24 protein-coding genes and 1 other RNA gene are annotated in these 26,085 nt (G+C 61.7%); 5 read left to right on the forward strand and 20 right to left on the reverse strand.

What is annotated here, in order from left to right:
• The first annotated feature begins 73 nt into the window (after window positions 1-73).
• Window positions 74-1,579, forward strand: a complete 1,506-nt coding sequence (locus QR290_RS24300) for a sensor domain-containing diguanylate cyclase (protein WP_115079150.1) — start codon at window positions 74-76, stop codon at window positions 1,577-1,579.
• A 61-nt stretch (window positions 1,580-1,640) separates the two neighbouring features.
• Here QR290_RS24300 and lpxC read toward each other — a convergent pair whose 3' ends face one another.
• The 18 genes from lpxC to rsmI form a co-directional block, all read right to left on the reverse strand.
• The gene (gene lpxC, locus QR290_RS24305; protein WP_007956752.1) at window positions 1,641-2,552 is read right to left on the reverse strand and encodes a UDP-3-O-acyl-N-acetylglucosamine deacetylase; all 912 of its coding nucleotides are present in this window, start codon (window positions 2,550-2,552) and stop codon (window positions 1,641-1,643) included.
• Window positions 2,553-2,664: 112 nt separating this feature from the next.
• Window positions 2,665-3,861, reverse strand: coding sequence for a cell division protein FtsZ (gene ftsZ, locus QR290_RS24310; protein ID WP_007956754.1), 1,197 nt, complete (start codon window positions 3,859-3,861; stop codon window positions 2,665-2,667).
• Window positions 3,862-3,928: 67 nt separating this feature from the next.
• Complete coding sequence (gene ftsA, locus QR290_RS24315; protein ID WP_065261511.1) at window positions 3,929-5,188, reverse strand: cell division protein FtsA; 1,260 nt, start codon at window positions 5,186-5,188, stop codon at window positions 3,929-3,931.
• Between the two features lie 15 nt (window positions 5,189-5,203).
• Complete coding sequence (locus QR290_RS24320; RefSeq protein ID WP_115079151.1) at window positions 5,204-6,070, reverse strand: cell division protein FtsQ/DivIB; 867 nt, start codon at window positions 6,068-6,070, stop codon at window positions 5,204-5,206.
• A gap of 4 nt (window positions 6,071-6,074) precedes the next feature.
• Entirely contained in the window at window positions 6,075-7,049 is a 975-nt protein-coding gene (locus QR290_RS24325) for a D-alanine--D-alanine ligase (protein WP_007956758.1), read from the reverse strand.
• Window positions 7,046-8,506, reverse strand: coding sequence for a UDP-N-acetylmuramate--L-alanine ligase (gene murC, locus QR290_RS24330; protein WP_115079153.1), 1,461 nt, complete (start codon window positions 8,504-8,506; stop codon window positions 7,046-7,048). The genes QR290_RS24325 and murC overlap by 4 nt, the downstream gene beginning before the upstream one ends.
• Window positions 8,499-9,569 carry an undecaprenyldiphospho-muramoylpentapeptide beta-N-acetylglucosaminyltransferase gene (gene murG / locus QR290_RS24335; RefSeq protein WP_011335863.1) on the reverse strand — a complete coding sequence of 357 codons (1,071 nt, stop codon included), beginning with the start codon at window positions 9,567-9,569 and terminating at the stop codon, window positions 8,499-8,501. Before murG ends, murC begins: the two co-directional genes overlap by 8 nt.
• Window positions 9,559-10,776, reverse strand: coding sequence for a putative lipid II flippase FtsW (ftsW, locus tag QR290_RS24340; RefSeq protein WP_435875056.1), 1,218 nt, complete (start codon window positions 10,774-10,776; stop codon window positions 9,559-9,561). The genes murG and ftsW overlap by 11 nt, the downstream gene beginning before the upstream one ends.
• Window positions 10,773-12,119 (reverse strand): UDP-N-acetylmuramoyl-L-alanine--D-glutamate ligase, encoded by a 1,347-nt coding sequence (gene murD / locus QR290_RS24345; RefSeq protein ID WP_115079154.1) that lies wholly within the window; start codon window positions 12,117-12,119, stop codon window positions 10,773-10,775. The genes ftsW and murD overlap by 4 nt, the downstream gene beginning before the upstream one ends.
• Window positions 12,120-12,124: 5 nt before the next feature.
• Window positions 12,125-13,207 carry a phospho-N-acetylmuramoyl-pentapeptide-transferase gene (mraY, locus tag QR290_RS24350; RefSeq protein WP_007956769.1) on the reverse strand — a complete coding sequence of 361 codons (1,083 nt, stop codon included), beginning with the start codon at window positions 13,205-13,207 and terminating at the stop codon, window positions 12,125-12,127.
• Complete coding sequence (locus tag QR290_RS24355; RefSeq protein WP_289203779.1) at window positions 13,207-14,574, reverse strand: UDP-N-acetylmuramoyl-tripeptide--D-alanyl-D-alanine ligase; 1,368 nt, start codon at window positions 14,572-14,574, stop codon at window positions 13,207-13,209. Before QR290_RS24355 ends, mraY begins: the two co-directional genes overlap by 1 nt.
• A complete protein-coding gene (locus QR290_RS24360; RefSeq protein WP_115079156.1) occupies window positions 14,567-16,030 on the reverse strand; it encodes a UDP-N-acetylmuramoyl-L-alanyl-D-glutamate--2,6-diaminopimelate ligase in 1,464 nt (487 codons plus the stop codon). Before QR290_RS24360 ends, QR290_RS24355 begins: the two co-directional genes overlap by 8 nt.
• Window positions 16,030-17,769, reverse strand: coding sequence for a peptidoglycan D,D-transpeptidase FtsI family protein (locus QR290_RS24365; protein WP_170928985.1), 1,740 nt, complete (start codon window positions 17,767-17,769; stop codon window positions 16,030-16,032). The genes QR290_RS24360 and QR290_RS24365 overlap by 1 nt, the downstream gene beginning before the upstream one ends.
• Entirely contained in the window at window positions 17,769-18,062 is a 294-nt protein-coding gene (ftsL, locus tag QR290_RS24370) for a cell division protein FtsL (RefSeq protein ID WP_289203780.1), read from the reverse strand. The genes QR290_RS24365 and ftsL overlap by 1 nt, the downstream gene beginning before the upstream one ends.
• Window positions 18,059-19,006 (reverse strand): 16S rRNA (cytosine(1402)-N(4))-methyltransferase RsmH, encoded by a 948-nt coding sequence (gene rsmH / locus QR290_RS24375; protein WP_039766256.1) that lies wholly within the window; start codon window positions 19,004-19,006, stop codon window positions 18,059-18,061. Before rsmH ends, ftsL begins: the two co-directional genes overlap by 4 nt.
• Window positions 19,003-19,458: a division/cell wall cluster transcriptional repressor MraZ gene (gene mraZ, locus QR290_RS24380; protein WP_007917012.1), complete on the reverse strand. Its 456-nt coding sequence runs from the start codon at window positions 19,456-19,458 to the stop codon at window positions 19,003-19,005. Before mraZ ends, rsmH begins: the two co-directional genes overlap by 4 nt.
• 403 nt (window positions 19,459-19,861) lie before the next feature.
• Window positions 19,862-20,215: RNase P RNA component class A (gene rnpB, locus QR290_RS24385), an RNA gene on the reverse strand.
• Between the two features lie 73 nt (window positions 20,216-20,288).
• Window positions 20,289-21,194, reverse strand: coding sequence for a 16S rRNA (cytidine(1402)-2'-O)-methyltransferase (gene rsmI / locus QR290_RS24390; protein WP_289203781.1), 906 nt, complete (start codon window positions 21,192-21,194; stop codon window positions 20,289-20,291).
• Between the two features lie 177 nt (window positions 21,195-21,371).
• Between rsmI and QR290_RS24395 the strand changes: the two genes are divergently transcribed.
• From QR290_RS24395 to QR290_RS24410, 4 genes are all read left to right on the forward strand, one after another.
• Window positions 21,372-23,183, forward strand: coding sequence for a penicillin-binding protein activator (locus QR290_RS24395; RefSeq protein WP_115079158.1), 1,812 nt, complete (start codon window positions 21,372-21,374; stop codon window positions 23,181-23,183).
• Window positions 23,183-23,545, forward strand: a complete 363-nt coding sequence (locus QR290_RS24400; protein WP_115079159.1) for a YraN family protein — start codon at window positions 23,183-23,185, stop codon at window positions 23,543-23,545. The genes QR290_RS24395 and QR290_RS24400 overlap by 1 nt, the downstream gene beginning before the upstream one ends.
• A gap of 102 nt (window positions 23,546-23,647) precedes the next feature.
• Entirely contained in the window at window positions 23,648-24,241 is a 594-nt protein-coding gene (locus tag QR290_RS24405) for a phosphoheptose isomerase (protein WP_007928463.1), read from the forward strand.
• The gene (locus QR290_RS24410; protein ID WP_115079160.1) at window positions 24,238-24,816 is read left to right on the forward strand and encodes a BON domain-containing protein; all 579 of its coding nucleotides are present in this window, start codon (window positions 24,238-24,240) and stop codon (window positions 24,814-24,816) included. Before QR290_RS24405 ends, QR290_RS24410 begins: the two co-directional genes overlap by 4 nt.
• An 80-nt stretch (window positions 24,817-24,896) precedes the next feature.
• Here the strand turns inward: QR290_RS24410 and QR290_RS24415 are convergent, their stop codons facing one another.
• Window positions 24,897-25,310 carry a ClpXP protease specificity-enhancing factor gene (locus QR290_RS24415; protein WP_065261496.1) on the reverse strand — a complete coding sequence of 138 codons (414 nt, stop codon included), beginning with the start codon at window positions 25,308-25,310 and terminating at the stop codon, window positions 24,897-24,899.
• A 16-nt stretch (window positions 25,311-25,326) separates the two neighbouring features.
• The gene (locus tag QR290_RS24420; protein ID WP_289203782.1) at window positions 25,327-25,944 is read right to left on the reverse strand and encodes a glutathione S-transferase N-terminal domain-containing protein; all 618 of its coding nucleotides are present in this window, start codon (window positions 25,942-25,944) and stop codon (window positions 25,327-25,329) included.
• Window positions 25,945-26,085: the final 141 nt, after the last annotated feature.

Genomic DNA, 26,085 nt, shown 5'->3' on the forward strand with positions numbered 1-26,085 from the left:
TGGCCTTTTTCTTGCGTGTGGCAGCGAAGCGGGTACAACTACGCTTACAAGAATCCCTTACCGAAACCGAACCATGATCGCGAGCCGCACCCCTACCGTTTCCGGCACGACCGGACGCTCCGAGCTGCTGTTGATCCTCGGCAGTCTGCTGAGCGTGATCGCGATTGTGTGCATCGTCACGTTCCTGCTCATCCGCGAACACGCCAACGCTCAGGAATCGGCCACCCGTGGCGCCACCACGATTGCCCAGTTGATCGACGCCGACGTGCTGCGCACCGTCGAGCTGTATGACCTGACGCTGCAAGGGCTGATCGCCGCCGCCCAGCGCGACGACCTGAAAAACGTGTCGCCGCAGATCCGCCATCTGGCGCTGTTCGATCGCTCCACCACGGCGCGCTTCAAAGGCGACATCCTGCTGCTCGACAAGCACGGCGAGGTGATTGCCGACTCCTCGCGGGTCGAACCGCTGCCGGGCAATTTCGCCGACCGCGACTACTTCCTCGCCCACGCCTTCAAACGCGACACCGGCATGTTTATCAGCCGCCCGTTCAAACCCCGTTGCGACTGCGATGACGCAGACCAGTGGCGGATCAGTTTCAGCCGGCGTATTTCCTCGGACACCGGTGAGTTTCTGGGCGTGGCCGTAGCGTCGATGAAACTCGATTACTTCGATCAGCTGTTCAACAGCCTCGACATCGGCGTCGACAGCACCCTCAACATCATCAACAACGATGGCATCCTGCTGGCGCAGAAGCCTTATCTGCAGAGCGATTCGATCGGCAAGAGCTTTGCCGCCCGGCCCAATGTGGTGCGGATTCTGCGCGACAGCAACGGCAATGGCAGTTTCAACAGCATTTCGAGCATGGATTATCAGCAACGGCTTTACACCTATTCGCGGGTCGGTAATCTGCCGCTGACGGTGATTGTTGCCCTGTCCAGCGAAGAAGTATTCGGTGCGTGGCGACGCACGGCGATCCTGATCAGCGGCGCCACCGGCGTGTTGTGTGCCGGGCTGCTGTGGCTGACCTGGCTGCTGGCCCGGGAGCTGCGTCTGCGCCAGCGGGCCGAACGCGAACTGGCGCAATTGGCGGCGACCGATGCCCTGACCGGGGTCGCCAACCGGCGGATGCTCGACCAGTCGCTGCGCCACGAGTGGTTCCGCGCCCAGCGCTCGGCCAAGCCGCTGTCATTGCTGATGATCGACGCCGACCACTTCAAGGCGTTCAACGACCGGCACGGGCACCAGGCCGGGGATCAGGCGTTGCGTGAACTGGCCAGGGTAATCACCACCAATGTGCGACGCCCGGCGGATCTGGTGGCGCGTTATGGCGGTGAGGAGTTTTCGGTGATCCTCGCGGAAACCGACAGCGTCGGGGCACAGCAGATCGCCGAGCACATTCGTGCGGCGGTGGAACAGCTGCCGAGCGTGAACGAAGACCAGTCACCGATGACCGTAAGCATCGGCATCAGCACCTGGACGGCGACGAGCGAGATCAGCCTGGAGCAGCTGTTGTTCGCGGCGGACAGGGCGTTGTATCAGGCCAAGGAAGGTGGGCGAAACCGGGTCGTCGTGGCCTGAGAGCAGGCATAAAAAAAGGCCACCCAAAGGTGGCCTTCAAAAAACTAGAGAGGTTTTTTACTTACACCGCCGCAACCGGGCGCATGTAAGAGATTGGTGCAGTGCTGGCGTCTTCGAACGTCACGACTTCCCAGGCATCTTTCTGCTCAATCAACTTGCGCAGCAGCTGGTTGTTCAGTGCGTGGCCGGACTTGAAGCCCTTGAACTCACCAATCAGGCTGTTGCCCAGCAGGTACAGGTCGCCAATTGCATCGAGGATCTTGTGCTTCACGAATTCGTCTTCATAGCGAAGGCCGTCTTCGTTCAGTACGCCATCGGCATCGACCACGATCGCGTTTTCCACGCTGCCGCCGAGTGCGAGGTTGTGCTTGCGCAGGTACTCGATGTCACTCATGAAACCGAAAGTACGGGCGCGGCTGACTTCTTTTACGAACGAAGTGCTGGAAAAATCCACGCTTGCACTTTGGGTGCGGTCCCGGAAAACCGGGTGATCGAAATCGATCTCGAAGCTCACCTTGAACCCTTCGAAAGGGACGAAAGTGGCGCGCTTGTCGCCGTCTTCCACTGTCACTTCACGCAGGATGCGGATGAATTTCTTGGCGGCGTCCTGTTCTTCCAGGCCAGCCGATTGAATCAGGAATACGAAAGGTCCTGCGCTGCCATCCATGATCGGGACTTCAGACGCGGAGAGCTCGACGTAGGCGTTATCGATGCCCAGGCCAGCCATGGCCGAGAGCAGGTGCTCCACCGTGTCTACCTTCACGTCACCGTTGACCAGCGTCGTCGACATGGTTGTCTCGCCGACGTTGGCCGCGCGAGCCGGTATCTCGACAACCGGATCGAGGTCGGCACGACGAAAGACGATCCCGGTGTCGACAGGTGCAGGCTTGAGGGTCAGGTAAACCTTCTCCCCGGAGTGCAGACCTACACCGGTGGCACGGATAATATTTTTCAGTGTGCGTTGTTTAATCATGGCATGGGCCGCTTCAGCGCAAATTGCGAACTGGTATCAACAAAGGCTGGCGATGATAGCAGACCGAGCCTTTGCTGAACACCAATCACCTGAATACCCCTGATACATTTCATCAATCGGCCTGACGACGCAGGAAAGCCGGGATGTCCAGGTAGTCCAGGTCATCTTGCGGATTCATCTTCGCGGCAGTCGCAGCACCGGCCTGAGCCTGGTTGCGCATGACGGTCGGACGGTCCAGGTCACGGTAGTTCACCGCGGGCTGTTCCTGACGAGCGGGTGCCGGTTGCTGCACTTGAGCAGCCGCCATCGAGGTGTGAACGGTGTTGTCGATGACCTTTACAGGCTTCTCGATTTTCGCGCCCAGACCGGTGGCAACCACGGTCACGTGCAGTTCGTCGCGCATGTCCGGATCGATAACGGTACCGACCTTGACCATTGCGTGCTCGGAAGCGAAGGCTTCGATGATCGAACCCACGTCGGAGTACTCACCCAGGGACAGGTCAGGACCGGCAGTGATGTTCACCAGGATGCCGCGTGCGCCTTGCAGGTTCACGTCTTCCAGCAGCGGGTTGCGGATGGCCGCTTCGGTCGCTTCACGTGCACGGTTCGGACCGCTGGCGCAGCCAGTGCCCATCATCGCCATGCCCATTTCGCTCATCACGGTGCGTACGTCGGCGAAGTCGACGTTGATCATGCCCGGACGCTTGATGATGTCGGAGATACCGCGAACGGCACCGGCCAGTACATCGTCAGCCTTGGCGAAAGCCGACAGCAGGCTTGCGTCCTTGCCGAGGATGGTCAGCAGTTTTTCGTTCGGAATGGTGATCAGCGAGTCGACGCTTTCCGAGAGCATGCGGATGCCTTCATCGGCGATCTGCATACGCTTGCGGCCTTCGAACGGGAACGGACGGGTCACGACCGCAACGGTCAGGATGCCCATTTCCTTGGCCACTTCGGCGATGATCGGCGCAGCACCGGTACCGGTACCGCCGCCCATGCCGGTGGTGATGAACACCATGTTGGTGCCGGCCAGCACTTCAGCGATGCGCTCGCGATCTTCCAGCGCAGCCTGACGGCCGACTTCCGGGTTGGCGCCGGCGCCCAGGCCTTTGGTCACGCCGGTGCCCAGTTGCAGAATGGTGCGCGCGCCGATGTTTTTCAGCGCTTGAGCATCGGTGTTGGCGCAGATGAATTCCACGCCTTCGATGTTGCTCTTGACCATGTGGTTGACAGCGTTGCCGCCGCCACCGCCAACACCGATAACTTTGATTACCGGGCTTGCGGGGATGTTGTCTACGAGTTCGAACATTTTCCCTCTCCTTACATTCTCTAGTTTTTTCGCCTACTGCTGTTTGTTGCGGTGCTGCGGTAAAGCTTTAGAAGTTGCCTTGAACCCACTTCTTCAAACGGTCCAGCAACGGGGCCTGCGGTTCATCGTTGCTGTAGCTGTCGCGGCTGCCGATGCCCGAGAACGAGATCCCGTCGGACTGCTTCTGCAGGCCGTACATCAACAAGCCAACGCCAGTGGAATAAATCGGGTTGCGTACCACGTCATCCAGACCTTTCACGCCATGCGGCACGCCCAGGCGGACCGGCATGTGGAAGATTTCTTCGGCAAGTTCCGTGGCGCCTTCCATCTTCGAGGTACCGCCGGTCAGCACGATGCCGGCCGGGATCAGGTCTTCGTAGCCGCTACGACGCAGCTCGGCCTGGATCAAGGTGAACAGTTCGTCGTAACGCGGCTCGACCACTTCGGCCAGGGCCTGACGGGACAGTTCGCGCGGCGGACGGTCGCCAACGCTCGGCACCTTGATGGTCTCGCCGGCACCGGCCAGTTTGGCCAGGGCGCAGGCGTAGCGGATCTTGATCTCTTCGGCGTACTGGGTCGGGGTGCGCAACGCCATGGCGATGTCGTTGGTCACCTGGTCACCGGCAATCGGGATCACGGCCGTATGGCGGATGGCGCCTTCGGTAAAGATCGCGATGTCGGTGGTGCCGCCGCCGATGTCGACCAGGCACACGCCCAGCTCTTTTTCGTCGTCGGTCAGAACCGAGTAGGCCGAGGCCAGTTGCTCGAGAATGATGTCGTCGATTTCCAGACCGCAGCGGCGCACGCATTTTTCAATGTTCTGTGCGGCGTTGACGGCGCAGGTGACCACGTGGACCTTGGCTTCCAGACGCACGCCGGACATGCCCAGCGGCTCGCGCACGCCTTCCTGGTTATCGATCACGTAATCCTGCGGCAGGGTGTGCAGCACACGCTGGTCGGCCGGGATCGCCACGGCCTGAGCGGCGTCGAGTACGCGCTCCAGGTCAGCCGAGCTGACTTCGCGGTCGCGGATTGCGACGATGCCGTGAGAGTTCAGGCTGCGGATGTGATTGCCCGCCACGCCGACGAACGCCGAGTGAATGCGGCAGCCCGCCATCAACTGGGCTTCTTCGATCGCGCGCTGGATCGACTGCACGGTGGACTCGATGTTGACCACCACGCCTTTTTTCAGGCCGCGGGACGGATGGGTGCCGATCCCGACGATATCGAGCGTGCCGTCGTCCGCAACCTCGCCGACCAGCGCCACCACCTTGGAGGTGCCGATATCGAGACCGACGATCATTTTGCCGCTTTGCACGTTTGCCATGGGTCCTGCCTCTTCTTAATTCTTTGCGACAGCGGGTTGGGCTGTCGTCGGCGCTACTGGTTCCCGCCAGCCAACAGCGAGGCCGTTGGCGTAGCGCAGATCGATGCGCGCAATGTTCGTAATCTGGTCTTTAAGCGTCTTGTCGTAGATGGCAATGAAGCGGCGCATCTTTTCCACCAGGTTGCCGCGTCCCAGCAGCAGCTCGATCCCGGGACCGGAACTGCCGGCACCGGTGGTCAGGAACCAGCTGCCACGTTCACGCAGCTCGAGCCGCGCAATCGAGAAGCCCAATGGCCGAAGCATCTGGCTCAGCACCTGGTATTGCTGCATCACTTGCTGCTGGGCCCGCTGCGGACCGAACAGCTGCGGCAGGTGTTCGTAGTTCGCCAGTTCCTTGGGCGTGAACGCCTGGCCCTGGTTGTTGAGCAACGACTCGTCACCCCAGCGGGCCACCGGCAGTTGCTCTTCGAGGCGGATCACCACCTGGTCCGGCCACACCCGACGTACTTCGGCGTGGGCAATCCACGGCATCTGTTCCAGCTCGGTTCGCATGCTCGCCAGGTCGATGGTGAAGAAGCTCGACGCCACGTACGGGGCGATCCGCTGCTGCACTGCTTGCTGGCTGATGTAACTCAGGTCGCCCTGCACGGCGATCTTGGTGATCGGCCGGTCGGCGTACGGCAGCAAACGCTGCGCGCCTTCGTAAGTGCCGAACCCCAGGGCCACCAGCAGCACCGGCCAGAACAGACCTTTCAAAAAGCCGAAGTTGGCTTTTGGCAGGCGCGCGGACATCGGCTCTTTGGCCACCATTCGGCTGGCACCCCGCGGCACCGGCTTGCGGCCGGGTGCGGGTGGCTGATGTCTGAGCTGTGCGCCTTGCATGGTCTTAACCTCGCGCCTCTTTCTTGCCATCGGCATCGACACTGGCGGCCAGAATGGCCAGGACCAGTTGCTGGAAGTCCAGACCGGCCGCTTTCGCTGCCATCGGTACCAGGCTGTGATCGGTCATGCCGGGAGCGGTGTTGACTTCCAGGAACCAGAATTTGCCGTCGGCGTCCTGCATCACGTCCGCCCTGCCCCAACCGGCAATACCCAGCGCCTCGCAGGCTTGCGCCGTGAGGTCCATGAGTTCTTTTTCCTTGGCGGCATCGAGCCCGCACGGAATCCGATACTGGGTATCGTTGGCGATGTACTTGGCGTCGTAGTCGTAGAACGTGTGTGGCGTACCCAGGGCGATAGGAGGCAACACCTGGTCACGCAGGGTGGCGATGGTGAACTCCGGACCGTGGATCCATTGCTCGACCAACACTTGCGAATCGTAGGTACTGGCCGCTTTCCATGCGTCGATCAACTCGGACGCAGAACTCACTTTGGCCATCCCGATACTTGAACCTTCATGCGCCGGTTTGACGATCAAAGGGAAGCCCAGTTCCGTCGCTGCCGAAATACAATCGGCCTCGCTGCGCAGCACGGCGTGACGCGGCGTCGGAATCCCGAGCGTGTGCCAGACCTGCTTGGTGCGCAGTTTGTCCATCGCCAGTGCCGAAGCCAGGATGCCGCTGCCGGTGTAGGGAATACCGGCCACTTCGAGCAGGCCCTGCATGCTGCCGTCTTCACCGCCACGACCGTGGAGAATGATGAACGCGCGGTCGATCTTTTCGCTCAGCAGGCGCTGCAGAATGTCGGCGCCGACATCGATCCCGAACGCGTCCACACCCGCGCTTTGCAGCGCAGTGAGTACGGCATTGCCGGACTTCAGCGAGACTTCACGCTCGGCACTCAGGCCACCGAACAGCACGGCCACACGGCCGAAGTCTTTCGGGGCGATGGTGGAGAACAGATTGGCGTAGGCAGCAGTCATTTCAACTTCCCCTCGACCGATGCCGCCACGGCACCGGCGAACAACTCGCTTTTCAACAGTTTCGGTGCAAGACCGCCGATATCACCGGCGCCCTGGCACAGCAGAATGTCGCCGGCGCGCAGCAGCGGCTTGACCAGCGGCGCCAGGTCGACGCCGCGCTCGATGTAGATCGGGTCGAGCTGACCGCGCTGACGGATGCTGTTGCACAGCTTGCGGCTGTCCGCGCCCGGGATCGGCTCTTCGCCGGCCGGATAGACTTCCATCAGCAGCAGCACGTTGGCGTCGGCCAGTACATTGACGAAATCGTCGTACAGGTCGCGGGTGCGGCTGTAGCGGTGCGGCTGGTAAACCATCACCAGACGGCGCTCAGGCCAGCCACCGCGCACGGCTTTGATGACCGCTGCGACTTCGGTCGGGTGGTGACCGTAATCGTCGACCAGCATCACGTTGCCGCCGTCCACTGGCAGTTCGCCGTAGACCTGGAAGCGTCGGCCGACACCCTGGAACCCGGACAGGCCCTGGACGATGGCTTCATCGCTGACGCCTTCGTCGGTGGCAATGCAGATGGTGGCCAGTGCGTTGAGCACGTTGTGGTTGCCCGGCATGTTCACGGACACATCCAGCGGCTCGCGCTCGGGACGCAGCACGGTGAAGAAAGTCTGCATGCCCTGCTGGCGAACATTGATCGCGCGCACGTCGGCGTCTTCGCTGAAGCCGTAGGTGACGGTCGGACGCTTCACCAGCGGCAGGATTTCACGCACCACCGGATCGTCCAGGCACATCACTGCCAGACCGTAGAACGGCAAGTTGTGCAGGAACTCGACGAAGGTTTTCTTCAGCTTGTTGAAGTCGCCGTCGTAGGTCGCCATGTGGTCGGCGTCGATGTTGGTGACCACGGCCACCAGCGGTTGCAGGTGCAGGAAGCTGGCGTCGCTCTCATCGGCCTCGGCGATCAGGTAGCGGCTGGTGCCGAGCTGGGCATTGGTGCCCGCAGCATTCAGACGGCCACCGATGACGAAGGTCGGATCCAGGCCACCGGCCGCGAACACCGAAGCGATCAGGCTGGTGGTCGTAGTTTTGCCGTGGGTACCGGCGACGGCGATGCCGTGACGGTAGCGCATCAGTTCGGCGAGCATTTCGGCACGCGGCACCACCGGAATACGACGCTCAAGGGCAGTCGCCACTTCCGGGTTGGAGGTGTTGACGGCGCTCGACACCACCAGTACATCGGCGGCAGCAGCATTCTCGGCGCGGTGGCCGATGAAGATCTGCGCACCGAAGGATTCCAGGCGCTCGGTCACCGGCGAAGCTTTCAGGTCCGAACCGGACACTTCATAGCCCAGGTTCAGCAGCACTTCGGCAATACCGCACATGCCCACGCCGCCGATCCCGACGAAGTGGATGCGACGGATGCGGCGCATTTCCGGTTGCGGCATGGCTTTCTGATTCTCAACCATGGGCCACCTCCAGACAGGTATCGACCACGCTACGGGTGGCTTCGGGTTTCGCCAGACGGCGGGCCGCTTGGGCCATTTGTTCGAGTCGTTGCGGTTGCATCAAGACCTCTGTCAGGCGCGCGGCAAGGTCCGCGGCACCAGTCGTTCTTTGCGGCATCAGGAAGGCAGCGCCTTCGCGGGCCAAATAATCGGCGTTGCGGGTCTGGTGATCGTCGATCGCGTGGGGCAAGGGCACCAGCATCGAGGGCAGACCGGCGGCGGCCAGTTCGCTGATGGTCAATGCGCCGGCGCGGCACACCACCAGGTCAGCCCAGCCATAGGCCTGGGCCATGTCTTTGATGAACGGCTGCACCTGCGCATCCACGCCGGCGGCGCGGTAGCGCTCTGCAGTCACTTCATCGTGGTTTCTGCCTGCCTGATGGAACACTTCCGGACGCAAGTCGGCAGCGACTTGTGCCAGGGCTTCAGGCAGCAACTTGTTCAACGGCTCTGCGCCCAGGCTTCCGCCCAGGATCAGCAAACGCGCCTTGCGTCCGGCCAGGGCCGGGCGCGGTGTTTCGAGGAACAGCTCGCTGCGCACCGGGTTACCGGTGGTACGGCGGCTGTCCGACAGGGTAAAGGTGTCGGGGAAGGCTTCACACACCCGGGCGGCGAACGGCACCAGCAACCGATTGGCGGTGCCGGCCACGGCGTTCTGCTCGTGAACGATCACCGGCACGCCGGCCAGTTTGGCGGCAAGACCACCGGGGCCGGTCACATAGCCACCGAATCCGACCACGCACACCGGGCGCAACCGGCGAATGATCGCCCGCGCCTGCCACACCGACTTCAGCAACATGAACGGTGCCTTGAGCAGCGACAGCTTGCCCTTGCCACGCAGGCCAGTGGCATTGATGCGGTGCAATTCAAGACCCGCCGCCGGCACCAGATCGTTTTCGATCCCGCGCGGCGTGCCGAGCCAGTGCACGGTGTAGCCGCGCGCCTGGAATTCGCGGGCACAGGCCAGCGCCGGGAACACGTGGCCACCGGTGCCGCCGGCCATGATCAATACGTTAGCGCCCATGGTTCGGCTCCTCGGCGAAGTCGCTCTCATGGAATTCCATCTCTTCACTGCCCAGGTGGGTCCGACTCTCCCACTCGATCCTCAGCAACAGGCCAAGGCAGGCGCAGCAGATCACCAGGGAACTGCCGCCATAGCTGAGGAACGGCAAGGTCAGGCCCTTGGTCGGCAGCAGGCCGACATTCACGCCGATGTTGATCAGGAACTGGCCGATCCACAGGAACGACAGCCCGTAGGCAACATAAGCGGCAAAAAACTGTTTGGCTTTTTCGGCCCACAGACCGATGTACATGCCGCGAATACACACGAACACGAACAGCGCCACGGTGCACAGCGAACCCACGGCGCCGAGCTCTTCGGCCAGAACCGAGAACACGAAGTCGGTGTGCGCTTCCGGCAGGTAGAACTGCTTCTGCACGCTGTTGCCCAAGCCGACGCCCAGCCACTCACCGCGACCGAACGCGATCAAGGCTTGGGACAATTGATAACCGGCGCCGAACTGGTCGGCCCACGGGTCGGCGAAGTTGGTCAGACGCGCCATCCGGTACGGCTGCATCTGAATCAGCAACACCACCGCCACCACCGCCAGCACCACCATCAGCGAGAACCGGAACAGCCCGACCCCGCCGAGAAACAGCATCGCCGCCGCAGCGCCCATCATCACGACGGTGGCACCGAAGTCCGGTTCCATCAGCAACAGGCCCGCCATCGGCAGCAGCACGATGAACGGCTTGAAGAAGCCCATCCAGCTCTCGCGCACTTCTTTCTGGCGACGCACCAGATAACCGGCGAGGTAGATCACCACGAACACCTTGGCGATCTCGGACGGCTGAACGTTGAAGAAGCTGAAACCGATCCAGCGCATCGAACCGTTCACCTCACGGCCGATCCCCGGGATGATCACCATCACCAGCAGACCGAACGCACCGATCAGCATCATCCAGCCGAGGCGCTGCCAGGTGGCGATCGGGATCATCATCGTAACGACGCAGGCACCCAGGCCCAGCACCACGTAGATCAGGTGACGAATCATGTAATACAGCGGGCTGCCCGACTGCACGGCCGCCACTTCGGTGGAGGCCGAGGCGATCATGATCAGACCCAGGCCGAGCAACGCCAGGCAACCGGCGAGCATCGGGAAGTCGAGGTCGATCCCGCGTCCGGTGATGAGCGGCGACGGGTATGGCTTGATGATGTTTCTCAAGCTCATGCCAGATCCTCCACGGCGCGGACGAACTGGTGACCACGGTCTTCGTAGTTCTTGAACATGTCGAAACTGGCGCAGGCCGGCGACAGCAGCACCACGTCACCCGGCTGGGCGGCGGCGCGGCATTGGGCGACCGCATCGACCAGCGTGGTCGCGCGAATCAGCGGCACGGCATCGCCGATCGCGTCGCCGATCTTGTCGGAGTCGCGACCCATCAGGATCACGGCACGGCAATGGGCCGCCACCGGATCGCGCAGATCCTTGAATTCGGCACCCTTGCCGTCGCCACCGGCGATCAGCACGACCTTGCCGTCGATGTCCGCGCCCAGGCCTTCGATGGCGGCCAGTGCGGCGCCGACGTTGGTGGCTTTGGAATCGTTGTAGTAACCGACGCCGTCCAGATCACGTACCCACTGGCAACGGTGTTCGAGACCGGCAAAAGTGCGCAGCGCTGCCAGCATGGCGTCGAACGGCAGCCCGACTGCATGGCCGAGCGCCAGCGCCGCCAGGGCATTGGACTGGTTGTGGGCGCCACGAATCTTCAATTCACGCACCGGCATCAGGTTCTGGAATTCAAAGGCCAGGTATTTCTCGCCATTCTCTTCGCGCAGACCGAATGCCTTGAAATCGGGTTTGGTCAGGCCGAAAGTCCAGCACGGCTGGCCCTCGCCCATCAGCGGACGGGTCAGGGCGTCCTGACGGTTGACCACGAACTGCTTCGCACCACGGAAGATCCGGTGCTTGGCCAGGTGATAGGCCGGCAGACCGCTGTAACGGTCCATGTGGTCTTCGCTGATGTTCAGTACAGTCGCCACTTCGGCGTTGAGCTGGTCGGTGGTTTCCAGCTGGAAGCTCGACAGCTCCATCACGTACAGCTCGACGTCATCACTGAGCAGATCCAGCGCCGGCGTACCGAGGTTGCCGCCCACTGCCACGCGCTTGCCGGCCGCAGCCGCCATCTCGCCGACCAGGGTGGTGACTGTGCTTTTCGCGTTGGAACCGCTGATGGCCACGATCGGCGCCTTCGCGTTACGCGCGAACAGCTCGATGTCGCCGGACAGCTTCACGCCACGGGCCGCGGCGGCTTGCAGGGCCGGGGTCGCCAGCGCCAGGCCGGGGCTCACGTAGAGCTCGTCGGCACGGCACAGGAACTCGACGTCCAGCTCGCCACAACGCACTTCCACGTGCGGATAGTCACGCTGGAGCGTGGCCAGTTCCGGTGGATTTTCCCGCGTGTCGGCCACGGCAAACGCCACGCCCCGGTTCGCCAGGAAGCGAACCAGGGACATGCCGCTCTTGCCGAGGCCGACAACGATGCGGAAGTGGTCAGAAGCGATCAGAGACACTCGTTCTACCTCAGCTTCAGGGTGGCAAGGCCGATCAGCACGAGAATCACGGTGATGATCCAGAAACGGACAATCACGCGCGGCTCGGGCCAGCCCTTGAGTTCAAAGTGGTGGTGAATCGGCGCCATGCGGAACACACGGCGACCGGTCAGCTTAAAGGAAGCAACCTGAATGACGACTGACAGGGTTTCCATCACGAACACGCCGCCCATGATGAACAGGACGATTTCCTGACGGACGATCACCGCGATGGTGCCCAGGGCTGCGCCCAGCGCCAGTGCGCCGACGTCGCCCATGAAGACTTGCGCAGGGTAAGTGTTGAACCACAGGAAGCCCAGGCCGGCACCGATCAGCGCGCCGCAGAACACGATCAGCTCGCCTGCGCCCGGCACGTACGGGATCAGCAGGTATTCAGCGAATTTCACGTTACCCGACAGGTAGCAGAAGATGCCCAGGCCACCGCCGACCATCACCGTCGGCATGATTGCCAGACCGTCGAGGCCATCAGTGAGGTTGACCGCGTTGCTCGAACCGACGATCACGAAGTACGTCAGCACGATGAAACCTGCGCCCAGCGGAATGCTGTAGTCCTTGAGCATCGGCAGGATCAGGGTGGTTTCCACGGGAGTGCTGGCAGTCATATAAAGGAAGATCGCCGCACCGAGGCCGAACACCGACTGCCAGAAATATTTCCAGCGACTCGGCAGACCACGGGAGTTCTTCTCGATCACCTTGCGGTAATCGTCGACCCAGCCGATGGCGCCGAACAGCAGGGTCACCAGCAGCACGACCCACACGTAGCGGTTGCTCAGGTCAGCCCACAGCAAAGTGCTGACGCCGATCGAAGACAGAATCAGCGCGCCGCCCATGGTCGGCGTACCGGATTTGGACAGGTGCGATTGCGGGCCGTCGTTACGAACGGACTGGCCGATCTGACGGTTCTGCAGGGTGCGGATCATCCACGGGCCGTAGCACAGCGACAAGACCAGCGCGGTCAGCACACCGAGGATCCCGCGCAGGGTCAGGTACTGGAAGACCGCGAAGCCTTTGTAAAACTGTTGCAGATACTCCGCTAGCAGCAGCAGCATTAATGTTTCTCCAGACTGGATCCGCACAGGGCCGCAACGATGTTTTCCATCGCTGCGCTGCGCGAACCCTTGATCAAAATGGTGGTGTTTGTGTCCTGCTCGGCATCGAGGGCCTGGATCAGTTCGGCCTGTGTGCCGAAGTGATGCGCCTCTTCACCGAATGCGTTCACGGCGTGGACCATGTTCGGCCCGACGGCGTAAAGCGCGGAAACCTTGCCCCGGGCGTATTCGCCCACGTCGCGGTGCCCCTGCTCCGCCCAGTCGCCCAACTCGCCGATATCCCCGAGCACCAGGACGGTGCGGCCGGAAAAGCCGGCGAGTATATCAACGGCCGCGCACATCGAGGTGGGGTTCGCGTTGTAAGTGTCATCGATCACGCGCATGCCGTTTTTCGCCAGTTGCGCGACGGTGCGACCCTTGACCGGTTGTACTGCGCCAAGCCCGGTGGCGATGCCGAACAGCGACACGCCCAGGGCGTGAGCGGCAGCGGCGGCGGCCATGGCGTTGGCGACGTTGTGGGTGCCGAGCAGGTTCAGTTGAACCCGCTCCACACCTTCAGGACTGTGCAGGTTGAACGCCGGGCAGCCACGGGCATCGGTGGCCAGATCGCTTGCATGAAAGTCCGCCTGAGTGTTGCTCAATGCGAAAGTCAGCACTTTGCGACCGGCAGCGCGGGTCTTCCAGATACCAAACGCCTTGTCATCGAGGTTCAGCACGGCGACGCCGTCGGCCGCCAGCCCTTCGATGATTTCGCCCTTGGCTTCGACGATTTTCTCCGGCCCGCCGAACTCGCCGACATGGGCAGTCCCTGCGTTGTTGAGGATCGCCACGTGCGGCTTGGTCAGCCCCACGGTGTAAGCGATTTCACCCAGACGCGAGGCACCCAGCTCGATCACCGCCGCGCTGTGTTCCGGGGCAAGTTCGAGCAGGGTCAGCGGTACGCCGAGGTCGTTGTTCAGGTTGCCACGGGTCGCGTGTACCGAACCGCGCGTGCGCAGGATGCTCGCGAGCATTTCCTTGACCGTGGTCTTGCCGCTGGAACCGGTAACGGCCGCGACCGGTTTGGTGAACGCGGCACGGTTCAGTGCACCCAGTTGACCGAGGGCCTGGCGGGTGTCCTTGACCAGCAATTGCGGCAGCGTGCTGTCGGCAACTTCGCGCTCGACCAATGCTGCAACGGCGCCTTTGGCGGCGACTTCATTCAGATAGTCATGACCGTCGAAACGCGGGCCGGTCAGGGCAATAAACAGTTGGCCAGCCTTGATCGCGCGGCTGTCGATGCTCACGCCGTCAAAGCTTGCGTCGGCACTGATCAGACGGGCGTCGAGCGCGTTGGTCAGTTCGCTGAGTTTCAGGGCCTTAAGCATGGGCCACCTCCCACGCGGTCAGGGCGTGATCCGCCTCGACCAGATCGGAAAATGCATGGCGCTCGCCGTTGATTTCCTGATAGTCCTCGTGACCTTTGCCGGCCAGGACCACCACGTCATCCGCCGAGGCGCTGGCGATCAGTTGTGCGATGGCCTGGCCACGGCCGGCCACAAATGTGACGTTATCCACAGCTGTGAAACCGGCGCGGATGTCATCGAAAATCACCGCTGGATCTTCGGTACGCGGATTGTCATCGGTCACCAGCACGCGGTCGGCCAGACGCTCGACCACTTCGGCCATCAGCGGACGCTTGCCGCGATCACGATCACCGCCGCAGCCGAACAGGCACAGCAGTTGACCTTTGACATGCGGGCGCAATGCGGTCAGGACTTTTTCCAGGGCGTCCGGGGTGTGGGCGTAATCGACCACCACCAGCGGCTGAGTGCCGCCGCCAAGACGCTGCATGCGTCCGGCCGGGCCTTCGAGTTTCGGCAACACTTTGAGAATTTCGTCGAGCGCGTAGTCGAGACCGAGCAAGGCGCCGACGGCGGCCAGTACGTTGCTCAGGTTGAAACGACCGAGCAATGTGCTGCGCAGATGGTGCTCGCCCTGCGGCGTCACCAGCGTGGCGCGCACGCCATGGTCATCGAACTGCGCTTCACGCACATAGAGATAGGCGCTGCTGTCGAGCAGGCTGTAAGTGATCAGCCGCGACTCGCGTTTTTCAGCGGCCAGTTGCCGGCCGAAATCGTCGTCGAGGTTGACCACGCGGCACTTCAGATCATTCCAGGCGAACAGCCGGGCCTTGGCCTCGGCGTACGCTTCCATGGTGCCGTGGTAATCGAGGTGATCGCGGGACAGGTTGGTCATCACGGCCACGTCGAACGCCAGCGCGGTAACCCGGCCCTGATCCAGACCGTGGGACGAAACTTCCATGGCCACGGCTTTGGCGCCGGCCTTTTTCAGGTCGCCCAGGGTCGCTTGCATGGCGATTGGATTCGGCGTGGTGTGCAGGCCGCTTTGCAGCGCGCCGTGGAAACCGGAGCCCAAGGTGCCGACGATGCCGCAATGCTGGCCGAGCAGATCCAGCGCCTGCGCCACGAGTTGGGTCACGCTGGTCTTGCCGTTGGTGCCAGTAACGCCAACCAGATTCAGATGATGACTTGGCTCACCGTAAAAACGCCCGGCGATGTCCGACAGCTGCGCCGCCAGGCCCTTGACCGGAATCAGCGGCACTTCAGTGATCGGCAGCACGGTGGCGCCTTCCACTTCATAGGCCACGGCAGCAGCTCCGCGCTGCAAGGCGTCGGCAATGTGAGCACGCCCGTCGAACTTGCCGCCCGGCACCGCGAGGAACAGGTCACCCGCGCGTACGTTGCGACTGTCGAGCGCCAGTTCACGGATCAACAGATCGTGGCCGGCGTGAGGGAAAATCTTGTTCAGACTCAGAGACATCAGCCGCGCCCTCCATTGGCTTTCAGCGGAACGGCCGGGGTGGCGTTGGCCTGTTGTGTGGTCGGCAGGTTGTCCGGGGTGACGTTCATCAGGCGCAGGGTGCCCGACATCACACGGCTGAACACCGGCGCCGAGACCAGACCACCGAAGTAACCGGCCTTGGTCGGCTCATCGATCACCACGACGATTGCATAACGTGGATCGCTCATCGGGCCGAAACCGGCGAACAGCGAGCGGTAAGAGTTTTCGGCGTAGCCCTTGGTGCCGACCGAAGTTTTACGTGCAGTACCGGACTTGCCGCCCACGTGATACGCCGGCACCTGCGCACGGAACACGCCGCGCGGGGCTTCGATCACTTGTTGCAGCATGCCTTGCATGGTTTTGGCGACGGCTTCCGGCAGCACCTGGGTGGTCTGCGGCGCCTTGTCGGTTTTGATCAGAGTCAGCGGTGCAAGGCGACCGTTGTTGGCCAGCGCCGAGAACGCGTGCACCAGCTGGATCGCAGTCACCGAAATACCGTAGCCGTACGACAGCGTTGCGGTCTCGGCCTTGCGCCACTCGCGGTAGTTCGGCAGGTTACCGACACGTTCGCCCGGGAAGCCGAGGCCGGTGTCCTGGCCGAGGCCGACTTTCTGTGCGAGGCGGAAAATGGTTTCGCCACCGATATCGAACGCGACCTTACTCATGCCGACGTTACTGGAATTGATCAGAATGCCGGTCAGATCGAGTACCGGACCTTCGGTCTTCGATACGTCCTTGATCGTGTATTTGCCGATCTGCAGGGAGCCCGGATACACCTCGACGGTGTCGCTCGGTTTCCAGCGGCCGGTTTCGATCGCGGCGCTCATCGAGATCGCTTTCATGGTCGAACCGGGCTCGAACACGTCGATCATCGCGCGGTTACGCATCATCGCCGGTTGCAGGTTGCGACGGTTGTTCGGGTTGTAGGTCGGCTGGTTGACCATGGCGAGGATCTCGCCAGTCTTCACGTCCATGATCACCAGACTGCCGGCTTTGGCGCCGTTCTCGATGATCGCGTTGCGCAGTTCGCGGTTGGCCAGATATTGCAGGCGCAGGTCAATCGACAACGCCAAGGGCTTGCCGGCCTTGGCGTTTTTGGTGACCTGGACATCCTTGATCAGCCGTCCACGCCGATCCTTGATGACTTGCCGCTTGCCGGGCACGCCGGCCAGCCATTCATCGTAGGCCAGTTCGACACCTTCACGACCGTGGTCATCGATGTCGGTGAAGCCGACCATGTGCGCCGTCACTTCACCGGCCGGATAGAACCGGCGGAATTCTTCGATGCCGTAAACGCCCGGCACTTTCAGGTCGAGCACGGCCTGGCCCTGCTCAGGGGTCAACCCGCGCACCAGATAAATGAATTCTTTGTTGGCCTGGGCTTCGAGACGCTCGGCCAGGGCTTTCGGATCCTGCCCCAGCGCGGCAGCGAGCGCCGGCCACTTTTCTTTGGCGGTCTGCATTTCCTTGGCGTTGGCCCACAGGGTGGTCACCGGGGTACTGACAGCCAGCGGCTCGCCGTTGCGGTCGGTGATCAGGCCACGGTGCGCAGGAATCGGGATGTGACGAACGCTGCGTGCATCGCCCTGGCCTTTAAGGAAGTCGCGGTCGACCACTTGCAGATCGATGATGCGCCAGCAGATCGCGGCCACCATCATGCCCAGCAGACCGACCACCAGACGGAAGCGCCACGGGAAGAGAGCCCCTTCGAGTTTCATCATGGCGCCACCATCTTCACGTCAGCCGCGCCGGGGATATGCATCTTCAGCTGTTCGGTGGCCAGCACTTCGATCCGGCTGTGGGCGGTCCAGGTGCTTTGCTCCAGGATCAGGCGCCCCCATTCGGCCTGCGCCTTGTCGCGCACGCTCAGTTCGTTGTACAGGGCGTTGAGCAACTGCCGGTTCCAGTGGGCGCTGTAAGACACGCCGATGGCCGACACGAGCACGCCGATAAACAGCAGCAGCATGAAAAAGCTGCCGCCGGGCAATGGCTTGGCGAAAAGCTTGCTCACCGCAGCTTCTCCGCGACGCGCATGACGGCGCTACGGGAACGTGGGTTGGCTTTGAGTTCGGCGTCGGAGGCCGTCTGCGCTTTGCCATGGACTTTGATTTTCGGTTCGAACGCCACGTGGCGAACCGGCAGGTTACGCGGCAGGTTGTCGGCTTCGCCTTTCACCAGCTTGCGCATGAACAGTTTGACGATACGGTCTTCCAGCGAGTGGAAGCTGATCACGACCAGGCGACCGCCCACTTCCAGGCATTCGAGCGCGGCTTCAAGACCCGCTTCCAGATCGCCCAGTTCGTTGTTGACGTGAATGCGCAGGCCCTGGAATGCGCGGGTTGCCGGGTTCTTGCCCTTTTCCCACGCCGGGTTGGCGACTTTCAGGACTTCGGCCAGGTCGGCGGTGCGCTCGAACGGCGTGATGTCACGACGCTCGGCCACGGCACGGGCCATGCGACCGGAGAAACGTTCTTCGCCGTATTCCTTGAAAACACGGGCGATTTCTTCCACCGGCGCGGTGTTGACGAACTCGGCGGCGCTGATGCCACGGGACGGATCCATGCGCATGTCCAGCGGGCCGTCGTTGAGGAAGCTGAAGCCGCGCTCGGCATCATCGAGCTGCGGCGAAGACACGCCCAGATCCAGCAGGATGCCACTGACCTTGCCGGCCAAGCCCTGTTCGGCAACCACCGAGCCGAGCTCGGCGAAGCTGCGCTGCACAACGACAAAGCGGCCGTCTTCGGCCGCTAGCGTTTGCCCGGTGGCAATCGCTTGAGGATCTTTGTCGAATCCGATGAGCCGACCGTCCGGCCCGAGCTTGCTCAGGATCAACCGGCTGTGCCCGCCGCGCCCGAACGTGCCGTCCAGATAGCAGCCATCAGGACGTACGGCGAGAGCCTCGACGGCTTCGTCAAGCAGTACGGTGATGTGGTTAAAGCCGCTATCAATAGTCACAGGATCAGATCACGCAGTTCATCAGGCATGGCGCCCGGTTGTTGTATGGCAGCCAGGTCAGCGGCAGAAACCGCGTTCCAGGCATCTTCGTCCCACAGTTGGAACTTGTTCAGTTGGCCCACCAGCATCGCGCGCTTGTCGAGCTTCGCGTATTCACGCAGACGCGGCGGCACCAGGAAACGACCACTGCCGTCGAGCTCGAGGTCAACGGCATTACCAATCAATAAACGTTGCAGACGACGGTTCTCTTCGCGAAGCGAAGGAAGCGCGCGCAACTTGGTTTCAATAATTTCCCACTCATCGAGCGGGTAGACACACAAACATGGATCAACGGCATCAATGGTCACGATCAACTGGCCGGAACTGCGCGAATCGAGCTCGTCACGGTACCGGCTCGGCATGGCGAGACGGCCCTTTGCGTCGAGACTGATAGCGTTAGCTCCGCGAAACACGTCTGCGTTTCTCCAATTTTTATCGTTTTGAGCTCAAAAAACCCACTTCATGCCACTTTCCGCCACTTGCGCACACTATAGGAATGCGCCCACCACACCGTCAAGGCGGGGATTAAAGGAAAACCCTTACAGAACGGAGATTTAGGAGCATAAAAGGAGGAGCAACGAGAATCTGGCGGATGCTTTTATCCAATAACTTGAAGCAGCACTGAAAGCTGCGCTCGAAAGTTAAAGTAATTTGTTAAGAGTAAGATTTTTTCGGTATTACAAAAGCGCTTCTGCTGTTGATTGAAGCAAGGTGGGAAATGGCTATTACTGCGTTTGCCGCTGCCGGATTTCCAGCGCAGGCCTGCTGATAATAAACAGCCCTGTCGCCTTTAATTCAAGCAGGGAAAAGAAAAAGGTGGAGAGTCGATCTGTAAGCCGGGTTCTGTCTTGAACAGTCATTCGTCTACGATGGCCATCACTGGACATCTTTAGCAACCTACCCGGTCCCAGCGCGGGCCACGCCTTGGGACCCTATTTGGTCTTGCTCCAAGTGGGGTTTACCTAGCCACGAACTGTTGCCAGACGTGCGGTGCGCTCTTACCGCACCTTTTCACCCTTACCGGCGCCGAAGCGCTTAGGCGGTTATTTTCTGTGGCACTTTCCGTAGGCTCACGCCTCCCAGGCATTACCTGGCACTTCGCCCTATGGAGCCCGGACTTTCCTCCCCCCCCTAATTTTCATAGAGGGCAGCGACTGTCCGATCGACTCTCCGCCGCGCAGGTTAACGGCAGAGCGGCCGAAGAACAAGCGCTAATAGCCCGCAAACCGGTCTGCGCGACGGGTTACGCGTCTTTTTGCTGATCCAGCGCCACCTGATACAACACATTTTTGCGCTCACCGGTGATTTGCGCCGCCAGAGCCGCCGCACGCTTGAGCGGCATCTCTTCCAGCAACAGATTGAGGATGCGCATCGCCTCGCTGCTGACAGCATCTTCGGATTCCGGCGCAGTCCAGCCCGCCACCACCACGACACATTCGCCACGCTGCTGATTGCTGTCCGCCTCGACGAATGCCCGCAACTCGCTCAGCGGTAATCCCTTAAGTGTTTCGAAGGTCTTGGTGATTTCACGAGCGAGCAATGCCGGACGATCAGCACCGAACAGCGCCTCCATATCCTGCAGGCATTCCAGAATACGGTGCGGCGCCTCGTAGAAAATCAGCGTGCGCGGTTCTTCTTTAATGGCTTCCAGACGCGCCTTGCGCCCTACGGCCTTGGCCGGCAGAAAACCTTCGAAGATAAAACGGTCGGACGGCAGACCAGCAGCCGACAACGCTGCGATCAACGCGCAAGCACCCGGCACCGGCACCACATTGATCCCGGCGGCACGGGCCTGACGCACCAGGTGATAACCGGGGTCGGAAATCAGCGGCGTACCGGCGTCGGAAATCAGCGCGACGTTGTCACCTGCCAGCAGACGGGTAATAAAGCGACTGCCTTCGTCCCGCTCGTTATGCTCGTGACAGGCTGCCAGCGGCGTGGAGATGCCGAAGTGCTGCATCAGGCGCTGGGAATGGCGCGTATCTTCGGCGGCGATCAGTGCCACCTCGCGCAGGATCTTCAACGCCCGGGCGCTGATGTCATCCAGGTTGCCTATGGGCGTCGCCACCACATAAAGCGAGCCCGCAGCGGAATTCAAAGGACCTGGAGCAGTCAAAGCGCACACCTCATGATCGGTAAAAGCCGCCATTGTAACGCGTCACGCGCCGGACGATGCGCCCGGGTCGGACACGGTTTGTCGCACCATTGTGAGGCTGCGCACTCTTTGTATCAGCTAAATTGACGGTTTCACGCCAGTAACATCGCGCCCCGGCCAGTGCTTGGGTACAATTCGACGCTAATTTGATCGAGTATCAGGAACACTTACATGATCGCTTGCCTGCGGCTGTTCACTGCCCTCTGCCTCGCTGCCTTGCTGGCGGCTTGCGCCAGCTCCCCTTCCTCCAGCCTTGGCGAACTTCCACGGACCCCGGATGCCACCATCGAGCAACTGCTCGAACAGGCTGCCCAGGCCAAATCGCCGGACAAGGCTGCATTGCTGCGCCTGAGTGCGGCAGACATGGCGTACCGCCAGGGCAATGCGGGACAGTCCGCGCAAATCCTGCAACAGGTACCGATGGATCAACTCCAGCCGGGCCAGCAGGCATTCGCCAGCACGCTGTCTGCTGAACTGGCCATGACCCGCAACCAGCCGAAAGCCGCGCTGACTGCCTTGAGCCATCCAAGCCTGCAACGCCTGAGCGAGATGTCGGTACCACTGCAAGTTCGCGCCGGCACCGTTCACGCCCGCGCCCTTGAAGCCGACGGCCAGACCCTGGCTGCCGCCCGCGAGCGCATCTTCATCGCGCCGATGCTGGAAGGCGAAGCCGCCAGCAAGAACCACGAAGCGATCTGGACCCTGATTGCGTCGCTGCCGGCCGATCAACTGCAAGCGAACACCACCGATGACCTCGGCGGCTGGATGAGCCTGGCCCTGGCGGTGAAAACCGCCGGCACCCTGGAGCAACAGCAAGCCGCCATCGACAACTGGCGCAACCAGCATCCGAAACACCCAGCCGCAATCAACCTGCCGCTGCCCCTGACCAAACTCAAGGAACTGGCCAGCCAGCCCCTGAGCAAGATCGCCCTGCTCCTGCCACAGGACGGCCCACTGGCCTCGGTCGGCAAGGCCCTGCGTGACGGCTTCATGGCTGCGCACTATCAGGCTCAGCAAGCCGGCCAGAAACCACCGGCCATCGAGTTCTATGACAGCTCGAAACTGACCAACCTCGACGAGTTCTACCGCAAGGCCCAGGCCGATGGCGTGCAACTGGTCGTCGGCCCGCTGGAAAAGCCGCTGGTCAAACAGTTGAGCACTCGCCCGCAACTGCCGATCACCACCCTCGCCCTGAACTACAGCGAAGGTGATCAAGGCCCGGCGCAGCTGTTCCAGTTTGGTCTGGCCGCTGAAGACGAAGCCCGCGAAGTTTCCCGCCGCGCCCGTGCCGACGGCCTGCATCGCGCCGCCATCATGGTGCCGAAAGGCGAATGGGGCGATCGCGTCCTGCGCGCGTTCAGCCAGGACTGGCAAGCCAACGGCGGCAGCATCGTCGCCACCGAACGTGTCGACCAGCCAGTGCAACTCGCCCAGCAGATCGCCGACATGTTCCAGCTGCGTCAGAGCGAAGCCCGCGCCAAGAGCCTGCAGAATGCTGCCGGCACCAACGTTGCCGCCCAGCCTTCGCGTCGCCAGGACATCGAATTCATCTTCCTCGCCGCCACCCCGCAGCAGGCGCAGCAGATCAAGCCGACCCTGAACTTCCAGTACGCCGGTGACGTGCCGGTCTACGCGACCTCCCACGTGTTCAGCGCCAGCGGTGACGTCAACCAGTACAACGACATGAACGGCGTGCGCTTCTGCGAAACCCCGTGGCTGCTGGAAACCAGCGATCCGCTGCGCCAGCAGGTCACCGCGCAATGGCCACAAGCCGCCGGTAGCCTCGGCCGCCTGTACGCGATGGGCGTCGATGCCTATCGCCTGGCGCCACGCCTGGATCAGCTCAAGGCACTGCCGGACAGCCGCATCGAAGGTCAATCGGGCAGCCTGGGCATGACCCAGTCCCAGCGCGTCGTACGTCAGTTGCCATGGGCGCAGTTTGTCAGCGGCCAGATCCAGCGCCTGCCGGACACTCCACGCTGATGCCCGACAGGTCACACCTGCAAAGCGGCAAGGATGCCGAGCGCCAGGCGCTCGAGCATCTGCAACACCAGGGTCTGCGCCTGCTGGCGCAGAACTGGTCATGCAAACGCGGCGAGCTTGATCTGGTCATGCTTGATGGCGATACAGTAGTATTCGTCGAAGTCCGTTACCGAAAGAACACTCAATGGGGTGGCGCACTCGACAGCATCGATGGGCGCAAACGGCAGAAACTGATTTTCGCCGCGCAGTTTTTTCTTCAGCGCGAGTCGCGTTGGGCCAATTCCCCCTGCCGCTTCGACGTGGTGGCCATCGACAGTCACCAGGGTCAGCTGAACTGGTTGCAGAATGCGTTCGACAGTTGACCGCCCACTCCGACCCGGACACTTTCACTCAACACTTTTGCTCTTTGCTTTGCGGGCTGCACATTCACGTGCCGGACAGCCGCGCTAATTAAGGTCACACAGATGGACATGCAATCCCGAATTCGCCAGCTTTTTCAGGCCAGCATCGACACCAAGCAACAGGCGATGGACGTACTTGCACCGCACATCGAGCAAGCCAGCCAGGTGATGGTCAACGCCCTGCTCAACGAGGGCAAAATGCTCTCGTGCGGTAACGGCGGCTCGGCCGGCGATGCCCAGCACTTCTCTTCGGAACTGCTCAACCGTTTCGAGCGTGAGCGCCCTAGCCTGCCGGCGATCGCGCTGACCACCGACAGCTCGACCATCACCTCGATCGCCAACGACTACAGCTACAACGAAGTGTTCTCCAAGCAGATCCGCGCACTCGGCCAGCCGGGTGATGTGTTGCTGGCGATTTCGACCAGCGGCAACTCGGCGAACATTATTCAGGCGATCCAGGCCGCACATGATCGCGAAATGATTGTCGTAGCATTGACCGGACGCGATGGCGGCGGCATGGCTTCGCTGCTGCTGCCCGAAGACGTCGAGATCCGTGTACCGGCCAACGTCACCGCACGTATTCAGGAAGTCCACTTGCTGGCGATCCATTGCCTTTGCGATCTGATCGACAGCCAACTGTTCGGGAGTGAAGAATGACCCCTAATCGCCTTGGCCTTCTGGCCTTGACCCTGTGCCTCGGCATCAGCGGCTGCACGTCGGTGGTGAATGCCAGCCGTGAAGCGCCGATCGAAGACGACCGTGGCACCCGCACTTTCGGCAGCAAGATCGATGACTCGCTGATCGAAACCAAAGTCGGCGTCAACGTGGCCAAGGCCGATCCGGCCCTGGACAACGACTCGCACATCGTCGTCACCAGCTTCAACGGCGTCGTGCTGCTGGCCGGCCAGACCCCGCGCGCAGACCTCAAGGAGAAAGCCGAACAGGCAGCCGCTAACGTTCAGCGCGTGAAAAAGGTCCATAACGAACTGCAAGTGATCGCACCTTCTGGCTTCATTGCCCGCCAGAACGACTCCTGGCTGACCACCAAGATCAAGACCCAGATGCTCACCGATGCCAGCATTCCCGGCTCGCGCATCAAGGTCGTGACCGAGAACGGTATCGTCTATCTGCTGGGCCTGCTGACCAAACAGGAAGCCGCCCAGGCGACCAATCTGGTTCAGGGTGTTTCCGGTGTGCAGAAGATTGTGAAGCTGTTCGAATACATCGACTGAGAACGATCTGCCCTCGGCGGCGCTTGCGAAAGCGCTTTCGCGAGCACAAAAAAGGCGATCCAACCGGATCGCCTTTTTTATTACTTCACCACTTTCAGGCTTGGCCGGCCGCTTGGGCGCGGTGGTTCGCTGTCCGGTGGCGGGATATCGTCATCCTGTTCGATCTCGTCTTCGTCATCCATCGGCGACTCCAGATCGAACACCATGCCCTGACCGTTCTCCCGGGCGTAGATTCCCAGGATTGCAGCAATCGGCACGTACAGGCTGTGCGGGACGCCGCCGAAGCGACCTTCGAAGGTCACAACGTCGTTGTCCATGTGCAAGTGCCGCACGGCACTCGGCGAAATATTCAGGACAATTTGCCCGTCGCTGGCAAAACCCTGTGGTACCTGCACTGCCGGGTACTCGGAATTGACCAGCATGTGCGGGGTGCAATCGTTATCCACAATCCACTCGTAGAGCGCGCGGACCAGATAAGGTCGACTGGAGTTCATAGCGGCTCCTTAAGCCTTAGCGCATGTCGCGTTCGACACCAGACAGACTCGCCTGGAAAGCCTCACGCGCAAACTGACGCTCCATATAATCAAGCAGCGGCTTGGCCGGCCGCGGCAGTTCTATACCCAGAATCGGCAAACGCCAGAGTATTGGCAATAGGCAGCAATCCACCAGACTTTGTTCCTCACTGAGGAAAAACGGCTTGTCGGCAAACAGCGGCGACACGCCCGTCAGGCTTTCGCGCAATTCCTTGCGCGCCACGGCACGAGCCGCTTCCTTGGTGCGCGAATCCAGAATCAGATCCACCAGACCACACCAGTCGCGCTGAATGCGGTGAATCAGCAGACGGCTGTTGGCACGCGCCACCGGGTACACAGGCATCAATGGCGGATGCGGGTAACGCTCATCCAGGTACTCCATCACCACGGTCGACTCCCACAACGCCAGTTCACGATCGACCAGCGTGGGCAGACTGCCGTAAGGGTTCACTTCAATCAGTTTAGGTGGCTGACGGCCAGCCTCCACAAAAATGATTTCGGCGCTGACACCCTTCTCTGCAAGCACGATGCGCACTCGGTGGGAATAGTGGTCGGCGGGGTCGGAGTAACAGGCCAACCGATTGGTCACGCCCATGGCGATCCTCCTCGCTTGTTGAAATAGTCGGAGCCGGAAAAACGCGCGCGCCCAGAGGGCGCCTCCCGCACCGCTGGCGAACCAGGCGTTGCGTTTTCAGAGGCGCCCTTGGGCGCGCGCGATTAACAGCAATTGCTTGAA

It is taken from the genome of Pseudomonas fluorescens (assembly GCF_030344995.1).
Taxonomy (GTDB): Bacteria; Pseudomonadota; Gammaproteobacteria; order Pseudomonadales; family Pseudomonadaceae; genus Aquipseudomonas; species Aquipseudomonas fluorescens_BF.

What these genes read in the sequence shown, in the direction of transcription:
- QR290_RS24325 (WP_007956758.1), bottom strand. Translation starts at nt 7,049, where the DNA reads ATGACTGCTGCCTACGCCAATCTGTTCTCCACCATCGCCCCGAAAGAC.
- QR290_RS24320 (WP_115079151.1), bottom strand. Translation starts at nt 6,070, where the DNA reads ATGCAAGGCGCACAGCTCAGACATCAGCCACCCGCACCCGGCCGCAAG.
- QR290_RS24405 (WP_007928463.1), top strand. Translation starts at nt 23,648, where the DNA reads ATGGACATGCAATCCCGAATTCGCCAGCTTTTTCAGGCCAGCATCGAC.
- murG (WP_011335863.1), bottom strand. Translation starts at nt 9,569, where the DNA reads ATGGGCGCTAACGTATTGATCATGGCCGGCGGCACCGGTGGCCACGTG.
- QR290_RS24420 (WP_289203782.1), bottom strand. Translation starts at nt 25,944, where the DNA reads ATGGGCGTGACCAATCGGTTGGCCTGTTACTCCGACCCCGCCGACCAC.
- QR290_RS24365 (WP_170928985.1), bottom strand. Translation starts at nt 17,769, where the DNA reads ATGAAACTCGAAGGGGCTCTCTTCCCGTGGCGCTTCCGTCTGGTGGTC.
- QR290_RS24400 (WP_115079159.1), top strand. Translation starts at nt 23,183, where the DNA reads ATGCCCGACAGGTCACACCTGCAAAGCGGCAAGGATGCCGAGCGCCAG.
- lpxC (WP_007956752.1), bottom strand. Translation starts at nt 2,552, where the DNA reads ATGATTAAACAACGCACACTGAAAAATATTATCCGTGCCACCGGTGTA.
- QR290_RS24415 (WP_065261496.1), bottom strand. Translation starts at nt 25,310, where the DNA reads ATGAACTCCAGTCGACCTTATCTGGTCCGCGCGCTCTACGAGTGGATT.
- QR290_RS24355 (WP_289203779.1), bottom strand. Translation starts at nt 14,574, where the DNA reads ATGCTTAAGGCCCTGAAACTCAGCGAACTGACCAACGCGCTCGACGCC.
- QR290_RS24410 (WP_115079160.1), top strand. Translation starts at nt 24,238, where the DNA reads ATGACCCCTAATCGCCTTGGCCTTCTGGCCTTGACCCTGTGCCTCGGC.
- ftsW (WP_435875056.1), bottom strand. Translation starts at nt 10,776, where the DNA reads ATGAGCTTGAGAAACATCATCAAGCCATACCCGTCGCCGCTCATCACC.
- rsmI (WP_289203781.1), bottom strand. Translation starts at nt 21,194, where the DNA reads ATGGCGGCTTTTACCGATCATGAGGTGTGCGCTTTGACTGCTCCAGGT.
- QR290_RS24300 (WP_115079150.1), top strand. Translation starts at nt 74, where the DNA reads ATGATCGCGAGCCGCACCCCTACCGTTTCCGGCACGACCGGACGCTCC.
- QR290_RS24395 (WP_115079158.1), top strand. Translation starts at nt 21,372, where the DNA reads ATGATCGCTTGCCTGCGGCTGTTCACTGCCCTCTGCCTCGCTGCCTTG.
- QR290_RS24360 (WP_115079156.1), bottom strand. Translation starts at nt 16,030, where the DNA reads ATGTCTCTGAGTCTGAACAAGATTTTCCCTCACGCCGGCCACGATCTG.
- ftsA (WP_065261511.1), bottom strand. Translation starts at nt 5,188, where the DNA reads ATGGCAAACGTGCAAAGCGGCAAAATGATCGTCGGTCTCGATATCGGC.
- ftsZ (WP_007956754.1), bottom strand. Translation starts at nt 3,861, where the DNA reads ATGTTCGAACTCGTAGACAACATCCCCGCAAGCCCGGTAATCAAAGTT.
- murC (WP_115079153.1), bottom strand. Translation starts at nt 8,506, where the DNA reads ATGGTTGAGAATCAGAAAGCCATGCCGCAACCGGAAATGCGCCGCATC.
- mraY (WP_007956769.1), bottom strand. Translation starts at nt 13,207, where the DNA reads ATGCTGCTGCTGCTAGCGGAGTATCTGCAACAGTTTTACAAAGGCTTC.